The following is a 13,360-nucleotide window of genomic DNA, read 5'->3' as shown; positions in this document are numbered from 1 at the left end:
CAACACGCCTATCGGATTTGATGACCATTGCCCGTCTGGTTCGCGACGGCCGCGCCCGCACGCGCAGCGACGTCGCCGACCAGTTGTCCATGCGGCCGACCAGCGTGTCCGACCTGGTCGGCGAGCTGGTCGACAAGACCATCCTGCACGAGGCGGTGATCAAGCTCAAAGGGCGCGGCCGTCCCGCCGTGGCGCTGCATTTCAACGCGCGCCGGTTTTGCGCGGTCCTCATCAGCGTGATCGACCGAAAACTCGTCGCCAGAGCCGTCGACATGGATTACGGCGTGCTGCTGGAAAGGTCCGTGGAACCGCCGCACGATGCGGGAAACGCGGAAATGGCTTCGTGTTTTCAGGATCTTATCACAGGGATCGCGGGCGCCCTGCCGGCGGGCGTCGAGCTCGGGGTGGTGGTGCTGTCTCTCTCCGGTCTCCTGGACGTTCCGCGCCGGATGTGGTGTTTCTCCTCACGCTGGCCCAATCTGCAGAATCTGCAGATCGCGGATGCCCTTGCGCATCTTCCGTGGGAAATCGTCCTGATCCGCAATCTCGACGCCGAGCTGAGCGGGATCCGGCTCAAGGAACGGCTGGACGAGAGCGAAAACACCCTTCTGCTCCATTGGGGCTACGGCATCGGCGCGGCGTTCTGCAGTGGCGGATCGGTCATCAACCGGGACCGGGGACGATTCTGCGAAATCGGCCATTGGGGTCTGGGGGATGCAAAGGGGCGCCCCTGTACCTGCGGAAATACGGATTGTCTGGAAACGGTGGCGGCACTGTGGGCGCTACGCCCGGCCCTGAAGGCGGATTATCCGGATCTGCCGCTCGACGAGCACGGCCTGGCGGCGGAAATCCGGCATCTCGACCTGCAGGACCATGCCCTGTTCCGTGCGGGATTGACTCAGCTGCTGCGGCTGACGGCGAACCTGTGCCGGTTACTGTTTCCCGACCGGATCATCCTGACGGGCCCCTTCGTGCAAAACCCGGAGATCTTCCGCGAATTCGTCGATGCCATCGGGGTCTCGCCGCTGATCAAGTCGGTCGACCGGATCCGGGTGACAGTGGGTGAAATTGACCGTGGACGCGAAGCGCTCGGTGCCCTGAATGCTCCCTTCGACGATCTCTTGAGGAATTTCCTTGCCGGAAACCGCGATTGATCCGCAGCGGATTGCGGATGGTGAAGTGCTTCAAGTGCTGTAGACAGCCTGGTCCGGCTGGGCTGCGAGAAGGGCGGATTTGAGTTTCTCCATCGCCCGGCTCTCGATCTGGCGCACGCGTTCCTTGGAAATGCCGAGTTTCGCGCCGAGCGCCTCCAATGTGGCGCCTTCTTCCGAAAGGCGCCGCTCGCGGACGATTTTCAGCTCCCGTTCGCTCAGGACCTCAAGCGCGGAGGAAAGCCAGCGGTTGCGGCGTTCGGTGTCGATTTGTCCGGTGACGATCTCGTCGGGCAAGGGCTCGTTCGAAACGAGAAAGTCCTGCCGATCGGCACTGGAGCCATCGCTGTCGGTGATAGGTGCGTTCAGGGAGGTGTCCGGTCCGGACAACCGGGCATTCATCAGCGCCACATCGGACTGTTTGACGCCGATGGCGTCGGCGATCTTGCGATGCAGTTCGCTGTCGGTGAGCGGGGTTTGACTGTTGGAGAGTTTCGCGCGCAGCCGGCGCAGATTGAAGAACAGGGCCTTCTGGGTGGAAGATGTCCCGCCACGCACGATTGACCAGTTACGAAGGATGTAATCCTGGATCGAGGCCCGGATCCACCATGTGGCGTAGGTGGAGAACCGCACTTCCCGTTCCGGCTCGAAACGGGCAGCGGCTTCCAGCAGCCCGACATGCCCTTCCTGGATCATATCGCCCAGCGGCAGGCCGAAGTTCCGGAAGCGGGAGGCAACCGCGATCACCAGACGCATATGAGACAGGGAGAGCTTTTCAAGCGCCTTTTCGTCCCGATCGTCCCGCCATCGGTACGCAAGTTGCAATTCCTCTTCGCGGCTGAGGTAGGGGGCCTTCATCGCCGCCCGCACGAGCTGCCGTTTTTCGCTAAAGGACATGGCCGACACTCCGATATGTTATCGGGGGGATTACGTAGCGGAGGTCAGGGTAGATCACTTCCGCCCTCCGTTGGGGCGGAAAATGTGCACTTCTGCGTGATTTGCGCGCGAGTGGAACGCCGGCTAACGTCCTGAAAAGGAAAAGGGTCCGGATTTCTCCGGACCCTCCTTCATTCTTTCAAGGTAAAAACCGCCGATTGTTCAGGCGGCTTCCTCCTTGCCGTCGCTCTCTTCGGCTTCCGCTTCCGCTTCGGCTTCAGCCGCCGCCTTCAGGCGGCTCGGAGATTTCGCCAGATTCTGTTCGATCTGCTTGACCGCTTCGGTTTCCGAACATTTGTTCACGGCTGCGATCTCACGTGCCATGCGGTCGAGGGCCGCTTCATAGAGCTGGCGTTCGGAATAGGACTGCTCCGGCTGGGTGTCGGACCGGAAGAGATCGCGGACAACTTCGGAGATCGAGTTCAGATCGCCGGAATTGATTTTCGCCTCGTATTCCTGGGCACGGCGGCTCCACATGGTCCGTTTGACGCGCGGGCGGCCGCGAACGGTTTCGAACGCCTTCTTGACCGCTGCCGGATCGCCGAGCTTGCGCATGCCGACGGACACGATCTTGGCGACCGGAACACGCAGGGTCATCTTGTCCTGTTCGAATAGGATGACGAGCAACTCCAAAGAGTGACCTGCAACGTTCTGTTCTTCAATGGCGGTAATCTGGCCGACGCCGTGAGACGGATAAACGATGTACTCGCCGGTTTTGAAACCTTGACGCTGCGCGGTCTTTTTGGGATTCGTTGCCATATTTGTATTCTCTCCTGCGCAGTTGATCGGTCCGGTCAGGACCGGTGATGGACCGCGGTGCGGTCCTCTGTTTTTTTGTGACACGCGCCCTGTCGAAGCGATCCGAAGTGGAACGCCTGTGGATGTGCGGCGTGTCAGGGCTGGTCAGTCGTCAAATTCCACTTTAGAACCTTGTTGGCTCAGATGAGCTGCCGGGGTCTTGCGCTGTCCGGTAAATTTCGGACCGGGACGCGGTTCAAAGACTCCGTTTTTTGGGGTTGTTCTCGTGGTTGGCGACTATTCCCGTATATATAACATACTTTTGTGGAAAATTAAAGTGTTGCGCTTTTCTGATGCGCAAAAGGCACAGACCGTCTTCCTGAAACGATCCTCCAGGTGCCTGAAACATCTTGCGGAATCGCTGCGTTTCCGGGAAGCCGTCAGACTTGCGTCAGTCCGCCGCGGCAAGAAATGGGCGAATCACTTGGGGGGTTCCGGCGAGAAGTACTGCGCGAGTTTATTTTCCTTGCCGTCGAACTCTTCGGCTTCGGGAAGCGCATCTTTCTTTTCGGTAATGTTCGGCCACTTTTCGGAGTATTCGGCGTTCAGCTCGATCCATTTTTCCAGGCCGGGATCGGTATCGGGCAAAATGGCCTCGGCCGGGCATTCCGGTTCACAGACACCGCAATCGATGCATTCGTCCGGATTGATGACGAGCATGTTCTCGCCTTCATAGAAGCAATCCACGGGACAAACTTCAACACAGTCGGTGTATTTGCACTTGATGCAGTTGTCTGTGACGACGTAGGTCATCGGTATCCTCATTCGGTGCCGGTCCCAGGAAGAGGGGTCGGCCCTCCAGCTCCGGTCCGGCAGTTCCTTGCGCGGCCTGCTCGCATGTGGAGCCGCAGCGTTAAATTTCTTGCCGATGTTGGGTATCGTTTTTGGCAAGCGCGCGCAAGCGCACAGGATGACGCAATCCGCGATGATATGAGAAAGTTATTCTGTTTTTGAGCGCATTACGAGATTTGGCCTCAGCTGTCGCCGCGCCAGGCGTCAATCTTGCGTCTGTCCCGCTTGGTCGGGCGGCCCGCGCCGGCTTCACGCAGCGCCGGATGCGAAGGCGGGGCCTGCCTGGGCGGCGGCGGCGGAGACAGGTCCTCGTAGAGCTTGCGGGCCTCCTCGAAGGGGCCGCGGCGGGTGCCGAGCACCGCTACCTTCAGAACCAGGATACGCCTGTCCAGGGTAATGGTGAGGACGTCGCCGATCCTGACGGTCTTGCTGGCGGAAGATATCTTGTCGCTGTTGACCCTGACATGTCTCGACGAGATCAGTTTCTGGGCAAGGGAGCGGGATTTGGTGACCCTGGCGTACCAGAGCCACTTGTCCAAACGCAGGCTGCCACCGGCAGCTTGTGGGTCGGGCGCAGGAATTACTTCTTGTCCTTGCTGTCCATGTTCGCCTTCAGCGCCAGCAGCGCCGCGAAGGGTGAATTGGGATCAATCGGCTTTTCCCTGGGGGGCTTGTCACGCCGGTTGCCGCCGTCGGAGCCTCTCTGACCCCCATGTTGACCGCCGTGCTTGCCACCATGTTTGCCACCGGGCCGGCCGTCGGGCTGACCGCCGCGGTTGCGGTTGGGGCCGCCCTTGCCCTGGCGCTTTTCACCAGGTCCGGCGCTCTTGGGGTCCTGTCCTTTACGGTCTCCGCCGCGGCGTTGGTCCTGCCGGCCGCGCGGCCGCCGGTCCGGGCGGCCGGGCCGCCAGACTTCAATGGTGACCGTTTCCGTCGCGGCGTCCGCCGCAGCGGTCCCGGAAGACGCCTCGGCTTCCGTCGCTTCATTCCGTGTTTCGCCAGACACCTCGCCCGGCGTATCGGCAGATGGTTCGCTTTGCGTTTCGGCCAGCGGTTCGCTCGGCGTTCCGGCTGTTGCCGTCACTTCTTCGGAAGAAGCTGCTGCTTCTCCGGTTGGTTCCGGTACAGCGGTCTCGTCCACCGGTTCCGCGGCGGCTTCTGCGGCCGGTTCGGTTGCCGGCTCTACTGTCGCGGTTTCGGTTGTCTCCGGCTGCGGTGATGCCGGCTCCGCGGTTGCCGCCGGCACCGTTGCTTCCGGCTCAGCGGTCGGCGCCTCGGACCCATCGGGGTTGGCCGCCTCTTCGGCGGGGCGCGCGTCCTGCATTTCTTCCGCCGGTTCAGAAGCGGTTTCCGCCGGAGTTACCGCGGAGGCTTCCACTGCCGGATCCGCGATCGGCGCCTTGTCCTGCTCCGCCGCCGGTTTCACCGCTACCGGACGCTGAACCTCTTTGGTCTCCACCCGGTAGCCGAGGGATTTGAGAACGGCGGTGAAATCCTCGCCGGCGCAGCCGAGCAGGGAGGTCATGGCGACAGTCACCGTGAAACCGCCGCCCTGGGCGATCGCTCCATCCGGCGGGCTGACTTCCGCATCGAGCGGTTTCCAGGCGATCAGCGGCCGGATGAGATCCGCGAGGCGTTCCAGAATGTCGACGCGTACGGCCCTCGGGCCGCAGACGCGGAAGCCGACGACCTTGTAAAGTGCCTTGTCGATGGTCTCATCGACGGGAATGGACGTGCGGCCGGAGGCGGAAAGCTGCGGCAGCTCGGCCATGCCGTTCATGTCCAGAGAGCCGTGCTTGAGAGCCCAGAGCTGGGCAAGAAGCTGGCTCGGCGCCGGTTTCAGCAATGCCGGCACGAAAACCGTATAGGCACCGAAACGCACACCGTGCTTGCGTAGCGAGGCGCGCATGTCCTGGTCAAGCTGGCGGATTTCATCGGAGGCATCCTGGCGCTCCAGAATGCCAAGGCCCTCGACGATCCGGAAGGCAATGCCGCGGGCGAGGCCCTCAAGGCTTTCGCCGGTCTTCAGATCCGCGAGCGGCTTCAGCAAAGTCTCGATCTGTGCCTTGATCCAGAGATCGATGCGGGCCTGGACCGCGTCGCGGGCCGGACCGGTCAGATGTTCGTCGGCAAGCAACAGAACCGTAGGGGACAACACGTCCTCGCCGGCGACCAGTTTGGCGACCGGCTCACCGCGCCAGCGAACTACGCCTTCCGACGTCAGCACGAAGTCGCCGTTTTCGGATTTGCCCAGCTTTTCCGCGCGGGATTCGATCTCCGTCGTCAAGGCTTTCTGCGCGGCGGCGCGGACCGTCTTGCCGTCGGGGCCCTCGGCCGCCGAGTCGGGGGCAAACCGGAAGCCAAGCAGATTTCCGATGTGCTGACCTTCGACGAGCACATCACCGCTCGACGTAATTTCCGCTTCCAGCATTGCATTCTCTCTCAGACGTCGCATCAATACACTTGTCCGCCGATCCACGAACCGCTGTGTCAGCCGTTCATGAAGGGCGTCAGATAGTTTGTCTTCAATGGCGCTCGTCTCGCCTTGCCAGTGGGCCGGATCGGCCAGCCAGTCAGGGCGATTGGCGACATAAGTCCACGTCCGGATGTGAGCAATCCGGTTCGCGAGAGTGTCGATATCACCATCTGTGCGGTCTGCGAAGGCCAATTGACGTTTAAACCAGTCGTCGGCGATAGCGTTGTCCTGCATCAAATGCGTGTAAATCGTGTTCAGCAGGTCTGCGTGGTTCGCCGGCGCGATCTTACGATAGTCCGGGACCTGACACACGTCCCACACCAATTCGACAGCTTTTTCACCCCTGACCATGTCGGATATTGCGGGATCGCGCAATAAATGTTCAAGAGCGGTGATATCGTCTCCTGTAGGGGTCCTTGCCAGACCGTCTTCTGTGGGGACCGTATCGAGGCTCCGCCGCAGCGCTGCGGCGGATGAAAAATCCAGCGCACTGTTGCGCCATTGCAGCACTTTCAGGCTGTCGAAGTGGTGACTTTCAATCTGTTCGACCAGGTCGTCGCTCAGCGGATCGACGCGGCCGGTCACACCGAAGGTGCCGTCCCTTGTGTGCCGCCCGGCGCGTCCGGCAATCTGCCCCATCTCCGACGGGGTGAGCTGGCGGTACTGATAACCGTCATATTTGCGGTTGCCCGCGAAGGCGATGTGTTGGAGGTCGAGGTTCAGGCCCATGCCGATGGCGTCGGTGGCGACCAGATGATCGACATCGCCGTTCTGAAAGAGCTCCACCTGGGCATTTCGGGTGCGCGGGCTCAGGGAACCCAGAACCACGGCCGCGCCGCCGCGCTGACGGCGAAGCAGTTCGGCGATCGAATAGACCTCGTCGGAGGAAAAGGCGACCACGGCGGAACGCGCCGGCAGCCTCGATACCTTTTTCGAGCCTGCATATTCCAGAACGGACATGCGCGGCCTTGTGACGACATTGAGGCCCGGGACAAGTCTTTCCAGAAGCGGGCGGATGGTGGCCGCGCCAAGCAGTAACGTTTCGGATCTGCCGCGCAGGTTCAGGATCCGGTCGGTGAAGACATGGCCGCGATCCAGGTTTCCCGCAAGCTGCACCTCGTCGATCGCGACGAATTCCGTATTCAGGTCGAGCGGCATCGCCTCGACCGTCGACACCCAGAAGCGGGGATTTTTCGGAATGATTTTTTCTTCGCCGGTGATCAGCGCCACCGAGTCCGTGCCGGCGCGTTCGGCAACACGGCCGTAAACCTCGCGCGCCAGCAGGCGCAACGGAAGCCCGATCAGTCCGGACGAGTGCGCCAGCATGCGCTCGATCGCAAGGTGGGTTTTTCCGGTATTGGTCGGTCCAAGGACCGCCGTAACGGTACGGGACCGTGCCGATGGCGGCAGCGGCAAGGTTTGAGGACGGGGCATGGAAATAGTCGTGACCGGCTTTCTTGGGGCGCGTCGCCTATATCTGGTGCGGCGTGTCTACCACAGGCAAGAGGGACGTGTCCCCTTTCTTTTCGGATGGGGGCAGGGATTTTCAGGGGTGAAAATAAGCTGTGGAGAACGACTCTGGAACAAACCGTAACCGAATCGGCGACTCCGGAAGATTCAGGATTTGTTCCCTACGAGATGTGGTTTGCAAAGCGCGGCTCGCCACGAAATCGTGAATCAGGTCAAGGATTTGAGTCTCGAACTCAGTTTCGTGGCGATTTGAGCCGAAGCCCTGTCAAGAGTTAATTTCAACATAATCGCCCATTCGGTGCGCGCGGCGTCGGCGTTAACGTACGGACACAGGGTGAACGAAAGCTGGACGAATCGCTGTTTCAAAGGTGTTTTTGTTCTGTTCTCACAATATCTAGTAGGGGGGCTGCTTTCAGGGCGTAACCGGGTTCCCGCTTCCACCGGAAGCGATAGTCTCCTGAACGGACCGGGTCGCGAATTTGTGCTGAAATGAACCAGGCGCCGTTCCGGCCGGACTTTTCGCGGGGCCATCTGGATCCGTGTGGCTTTTTGTTGCGCCGCAAATATTTTGAAAGCCGAGTTGCTGCGGGAACTTCGCCGGAATAACCTTCCGGTATCCGGGAGTTGCCGGAGCAGGTGCAAAATATTCTGCCGGCCGGGACAGGCGATTGAAAAGGGAGCATGACTTCCGCCCCTTTCCAATCGCATCCGTCCAAAGTAGAAATCTTGCCGAAACAGGCTTCATTTTTAGGTAATATTGGGGAGAAGGCGTTTGGCGATAGCGAAAATTCTCGTTGCAAACAGGTCCGAAATCGCGATCCGGGTTTTCAGGGCGGCCAACGAGCTCGGTCTGAAAACCGTGGCGATCTATGCCGAACAGGACAAGTTGGCGCTGCACCGGTTCAAGTCCGACGAGGCCTATCAGGTCGGCAAGGGTCTTGGTCCGATCGAAGCGTATCTGTCCATCGACGAGATTATCCGTGTGGCCAAGCTTTCCGGCGCCGATGCGATCCATCCGGGATACGGTCTCCTGTCGGAGAGCCCGGAATTCGTTGATGCCTGCGAAGGGGCGGGCATCATCTTCATCGGACCGAAGTCTGAAACCATGCGCCGGCTCGGCAACAAGGTCGCCGCGCGCAATCTGGCGATCGAGGCCGGTGTGCCGGTTATGCCGGCCACCGATCCGCTGCCGGACGATATGGAAGAAATCAAGCGGCTTGCCGAAGGAGTCGGGTATCCGGTGATGCTGAAGGCGTCCTGGGGCGGCGGCGGCCGCGGCATGCGGGTGATCCCGGACGAAGCGACGCTGGAAAAGGTCGTTCTGGCGGCCAAGCGCGAAGCCATGGCGGCTTTCGGCAAGGACGAGATCTATCTGGAAAAGCTGGTGCAGCGCGCGCGGCACGTGGAGGTGCAGATCCTCGGCGACGGCCAGGGCGGACTGGTTCACCTGTTCGAGCGGGATTGTTCCATTCAGCGCCGCCACCAGAAAGTGGTGGAGCGCGCGCCGGCGCCTTTTCTTGCCGAGGAAAAACGGGCTGAACTCTGCGCATACGGCCTGAAGATCGGCCGGGCTGTGAATTACCGCGGCGCGGGTACGGTCGAGTTTCTTATGGATGCCGATACCGGCGCCGTCTATTTCATCGAGGTCAATCCGCGCGTTCAGGTGGAGCACACGGTGACCGAGGAAGTCACCGGCATCGACATCGTCCAGGCGCAGATCAAGATCGCCGAAGGAGCGAAGATCGGCACGCCGGAAAGCGGGGTGCCGGAGCAGGAGAATATCCACCTCCACGGCAACGCCCTGCAGTGCCGCATCACGACCGAGGACCCGGACCAGAATTTCATTCCCGACTACGGCCGCATCACCGCCTATCGCGGCGCGACGGGCTTTGGTATCCGTCTGGACGGGGGCACCGCCTATTCCGGCGCAGTGATCACGCGTTTTTACGACCCGCTTCTGGAAAAGGTCACCGCCTGGGCGCCGACCGCGGAAGATGCGCGCAAGCGCATGGATCGTGCCCTGCGCGAATTCCGTATCCGCGGTGTCGCGACCAATCTGGTGTTTCTGGAAAACATCATCGGCCATCCGGATTTCAAGGCCAACAACTATACGACCCGGTTCATCGACGATACGCCGGAGCTGTTCCAGCAGACCAGGCGCCAGGACCGGGCCACCAAACTGTTGAGATATATCGCCGATGTGTCGGTCAACGGTCATCCGGAAACGAAGACCCGCGTGCGGCCGCCGAAAGACGTGGCCGCCCCGGTGGTGCCGGATTTCGGCAATGCAAGGCCGGACGGGACCAGGCAGTTGCTCGATGAACTCGGGCCGAAAGGCTTTGCCGGCTGGATGAAGGGGCAGAACCGGGCCCTGATCACCGATACCACCATGCGCGATGCGCATCAGTCGCTGGTCGCCACCCGCATGCGCAGCCATGACATCGTCAGCGTCGCGGAGGCTTACGCCTCAGGCCTGCCGACACTGTTCTCGCTGGAGTGCTGGGGCGGGGCAACCTTCGATGTGGCCATGCGCTTTCTGACCGAAAGTCCGTGGGAGCGTTTGCACAATATCCGTGAAAAAGCACCGAACATCCTGCTCCAAATGCTGCTGCGCGGCTCCAACGGCGTTGGTTACACCAATTATCCGGACAATGTGGTCCGGTTCTTCGTTGCCCAGGCGGCGGAAAACGGCATCGATCTCTTCCGGGTGTTCGACTGCCTGAACTGGGTCGAGAACATGCGCGTGTCGATGGATGCGGTCCAGGAAGCGGGCAAGCTGTGCGAGGGCGTGCTGTGCTACACCGGCGACATGCTGGACAGCGCCCGGCCGAAATACGACCTGAAATACTACGTCGGGCTCGCAAAGGAACTGGAAGCCGCCGGCGCGCATATCCTCGGCCTGAAGGACATGGCCGGCCTCATGAAGCCGGAAGCGGCGAAGATCCTGATCCGGACACTGAAGGAGGAGGTCGATCTGCCGATCCACTTCCACACCCACGATACGTCCGGCATCGCGGCGGCAACCGTTCTGGCGGCGGTCGAAGCGGGGGCGGATGCGGTCGACGCGGCGATGGACGCGCTTTCCGGCCTGACCTCGCAGCCCTGCCTCGGTTCCATCGTCGAAGCCTTGCGCGGCAGCGAGCGGGACACCGGTCTCGACGCCAAGGCGATCCGCCAGATCTCCTTCTACTGGGAGGCCGTGCGTACCCAGTACCGGGCCTTCGAGAGCGACCTGCGCTTCGGCGCCTCCGAGGTCTACCTGCACGAGATGCCCGGCGGCCAGTTCACCAACCTCAAGGAACAGGCACGCTCGCTTGGTCTCGAAACCCGCTGGCACGAGGTCGCCCAGGCTTATGCGGACGTCAACATGATGTTCGGCGACATCGTCAAGGTGACGCCGTCGTCCAAGGTGGTCGGCGACATGGCGCTGATGATGGTCAGTCAGGGCCTCACGGTTGAAGAGGTCGAGGATCCGGCCAAGGACGTCGCCTTTCCCGACAGTGTCGTGCAGATGCTGCATGGCGATCTCGGCCAGTCCCCCGGCGGCTGGCCGGAAGCCCTGCAGAAGAAGGTCCTGAAAGGCGAAAAACCCATCACTGTGCGGCCCGGTTCGCTGCTGAAGGAGGCCGACCTGGAGGCGGAACGCAAAGAGGCGGCGGACAAGACCGGGCGCGAGATCAGCGACACGGAGCTGGCCTCCTATCTGATGTATCCGAAAGTGTTCACGGATTTCGACAAGGCGCAGCAGCAATACGGCCCGACATCCGTCCTGCCGACGCCGGTTTATTTCTATGGCCTCGAACAGGGTCAGGAGATTTTTGTCGACCTCGAACCCGGCAAAACCCTGGTCCTGCGCTGTCAGGCCATCGGCGAGACGGACGAGAAGGGGGAGAAAAAGGTCTTTTTCGAACTCAACGGCCAGCCGCGCAGCGTCAAGGTCCCGGACCGGGCCCATGGCGCGTCCGGCGCGGCGGCCATGCGCAAGGCGGAGGATGGCAATGCCGCTCATGTCGGCGCGCCGATGCCCGGCGTGATCTCCACCGTTGCGATCGCCGCCGGACAGGACGTCAAGGCCGGCGACGTGCTGGTCTCCATCGAAGCGATGAAGATGGAAACCGCGCTTCATGCCGAGCGTGATGGCAAGGTCAAGGAGGTTCTGGTCTCGCCGGGCTCCCAGATCGACGCCAAGGATCTTCTGGTGGTGTTCGAGGCCTGACAACAGATGACAACAACAAGGCTGCCCAAGGGCGGCCTTGGCCTGATGACAAAGCCCGCAGCGCGACATTCCGGACAAGAGCAGCGTCGCTGCACGCTGATCCGGACGCCAGCGTGTCAGCACGAGCGCAAGCGAGCACTCAGCCAGTCAAGCCTTTGAAATCATGAAACAAGATGCGCCTATGGCGCGAAATATGTCTGGTTCCCGGATCTGGCCATGCAGCTAGCGCTGCAGACCGTCCGGAATGACCGCAGGGGGGCTGCTGCTGCAATCGGGTCAGCGGTATCCGGATGAGGCGTTCCGCTTCTCTGGGGAAGCCCGGACGGTTACGTTGTTGATTTGGCAACGCTCCCCTGCACCGGGTGTCACCGCGGGCGCAGCGAAGCGGAGACCCGGGGCCCACTCGCGGTGCCGCTTGCTGAAGCAAGGGAATTGTTCATCGGCGGTCGCTACCCGCTTCGGGCCTGCGCGCCGTATTGTTTGTCCCGGGCTGTGTGTGAAGCGGCCTTGCAGACACCCAACAGAGCCTCTGCAAACGAGTGGGCCCCGGCTCAGCGCCGCGCTTGACCGGGGTGACAGCCGAGGGTGGTACTCAGCCTCTTCTTCATTCAACAGAGTTGATGACGCCCGGGGGTGGTCAGCGGTCTGAGGCCGCTCAAGGGCGGCCTTGAACCGGGCGACCCGGTGGGGAACCTGCTTGCGTCCTATTCCGCCGCTTTCAGCATGCCGTGTTGCACGGGAGCTTCCGCCGTGCCGATCCACAGGTCCAGAAACCGGTCGAGCCATTGGCGGACCGCGGGATCATAGACGAAGCGGCCGGCGAAATGATCGCGGCGTTGTTGAGCGCCGGGAAGCTCCATGCGCGGCGCACCCTTGGTGGTCCAGCGCACCATCATCTGGTGGGTGAGTTCCGGATGGAACTGGATGCCGTAGGCGCAAGGGCCGACACGGATCGCCTGATTCGGATAGGTAGGGCCTTCGGCAAGAAGGTCCGCGCCTCGGGGCAGGTCGAAGCCCTCCCGGTGCCACTGATAGACCTTTTTCGGCCAGTCCATGAGGGACTCGCCCGCCGCGGTCGGCTGCAGCGGATAATAGCCGATTTCGACAAGAGCGTCGTGATGCCCGGTGACCTGGCCGCCCAGATGCCTCACCATCAATTGCGCGCCCAGACAAATCCCCAGGAAGGGCTTTTGCTCCTTGAGCGGGACCTTGATCCAGTCGATTTCCTTGAGAACGAAGGCGTCGGGATCGTTGGCGCTCATCGGGCCGCCGAAAATGACAGCGCCCGCGTGTCCGTCCATGGTGTCCGGCAGCAGGTCGCCGAAGCGCGGTTTGCGGATATCCAGGGCAAAGCCGCGTTTCACCAGTTCGCGGCCGACGCGGCCGGGTGAGGAATGTTCCTGGTGGAGAACGACCAGTATCCTGGGACGATTCCCCGTGTGATCAGTTTGGAAATGCATGGCCTTAATATGCTGCAGGCGCGATTGAAAATCGAGTCCCGTTGTCTGTGCAGGCTGCGCA

At 61.6% G+C, this 13,360-nt stretch carries 8 protein-coding genes; 2 read left to right on the top strand and 6 right to left on the bottom strand.

The window, feature by feature from the left end:
* Window positions 1-20 precede the first annotated feature (20 nt).
* A complete protein-coding gene (locus CLV41_RS07705) occupies window positions 21-1,154 on the top strand; it encodes an ROK family protein (RefSeq protein ID WP_170107143.1) in 1,134 nt (377 codons plus the stop codon).
* 30 nt (window positions 1,155-1,184) lie between these two features.
* Here CLV41_RS07705 and CLV41_RS07700 read toward each other — a convergent pair whose 3' ends face one another.
* The 5 genes from CLV41_RS07700 to CLV41_RS07680 form a co-directional block, all read right to left on the bottom strand.
* Window positions 1,185-2,048 carry an RNA polymerase factor sigma-32 gene (locus tag CLV41_RS07700; protein WP_103221741.1) on the bottom strand — a complete coding sequence of 288 codons (864 nt, stop codon included), beginning with the start codon at window positions 2,046-2,048 and terminating at the stop codon, window positions 1,185-1,187.
* 201 nt (window positions 2,049-2,249) lie between these two features.
* On the bottom strand, window positions 2,250-2,846 hold the full coding sequence (locus CLV41_RS07695; protein WP_103221740.1) for a CarD family transcriptional regulator: 597 nt from the start codon (window positions 2,844-2,846) through the stop codon (window positions 2,250-2,252).
* 459 nt (window positions 2,847-3,305) lie between these two features.
* Entirely contained in the window at window positions 3,306-3,638 is a 333-nt protein-coding gene (fdxA, locus tag CLV41_RS07690) for a ferredoxin FdxA (RefSeq protein ID WP_103221739.1), read from the bottom strand.
* A gap of 221 nt (window positions 3,639-3,859) precedes the next feature.
* Window positions 3,860-4,216, bottom strand: coding sequence for an RNA-binding S4 domain-containing protein (locus tag CLV41_RS07685; RefSeq protein ID WP_408013641.1), 357 nt, complete (start codon window positions 4,214-4,216; stop codon window positions 3,860-3,862).
* A 41-nt stretch (window positions 4,217-4,257) separates the two neighbouring features.
* A complete protein-coding gene (locus CLV41_RS07680) occupies window positions 4,258-7,587 on the bottom strand; it encodes a DEAD/DEAH box helicase (protein ID WP_103221737.1) in 3,330 nt (1,109 codons plus the stop codon).
* 808 nt (window positions 7,588-8,395) lie between these two features.
* Between CLV41_RS07680 and pyc the strand changes: the two genes are divergently transcribed.
* Window positions 8,396-11,839: a pyruvate carboxylase gene (gene pyc / locus CLV41_RS07675; RefSeq protein WP_103221736.1), complete on the top strand. Its 3,444-nt coding sequence runs from the start codon at window positions 8,396-8,398 to the stop codon at window positions 11,837-11,839.
* Window positions 11,840-12,543: 704 nt separating this feature from the next.
* On the opposite strand, the gene CLV41_RS07670 is transcribed toward pyc, so the two are convergent.
* A complete protein-coding gene (locus CLV41_RS07670) occupies window positions 12,544-13,299 on the bottom strand; it encodes a glutamine amidotransferase (RefSeq protein WP_103221735.1) in 756 nt (251 codons plus the stop codon).
* Window positions 13,300-13,360 lie beyond the last annotated feature (61 nt).

It is taken from the genome of Roseibium marinum (assembly GCF_002906165.1).
GTDB lineage: Bacteria > Pseudomonadota > Alphaproteobacteria > Rhizobiales > Stappiaceae > Roseibium > Roseibium marinum.
The sequence above is the reverse complement of the archived record's forward strand: the minus strand, read 5'-3'. Positions and strand labels throughout refer to the sequence as shown.

What these genes read in the sequence shown, in the direction of transcription:
- CLV41_RS07705 (WP_170107143.1), top strand. Translation starts at nt 21, where the DNA reads ATGACCATTGCCCGTCTGGTTCGCGACGGCCGCGCCCGCACGCGCAGC.
- CLV41_RS07700 (WP_103221741.1), bottom strand. Translation starts at nt 2,048, where the DNA reads ATGTCCTTTAGCGAAAAACGGCAGCTCGTGCGGGCGGCGATGAAGGCC.
- CLV41_RS07695 (WP_103221740.1), bottom strand. Translation starts at nt 2,846, where the DNA reads ATGGCAACGAATCCCAAAAAGACCGCGCAGCGTCAAGGTTTCAAAACC.
- fdxA (WP_103221739.1), bottom strand. Translation starts at nt 3,638, where the DNA reads ATGACCTACGTCGTCACAGACAACTGCATCAAGTGCAAATACACCGAC.
- CLV41_RS07680 (WP_103221737.1), bottom strand. Translation starts at nt 7,587, where the DNA reads ATGCCCCGTCCTCAAACCTTGCCGCTGCCGCCATCGGCACGGTCCCGT.
- CLV41_RS07670 (WP_103221735.1), bottom strand. Translation starts at nt 13,299, where the DNA reads ATGCATTTCCAAACTGATCACACGGGGAATCGTCCCAGGATACTGGTC.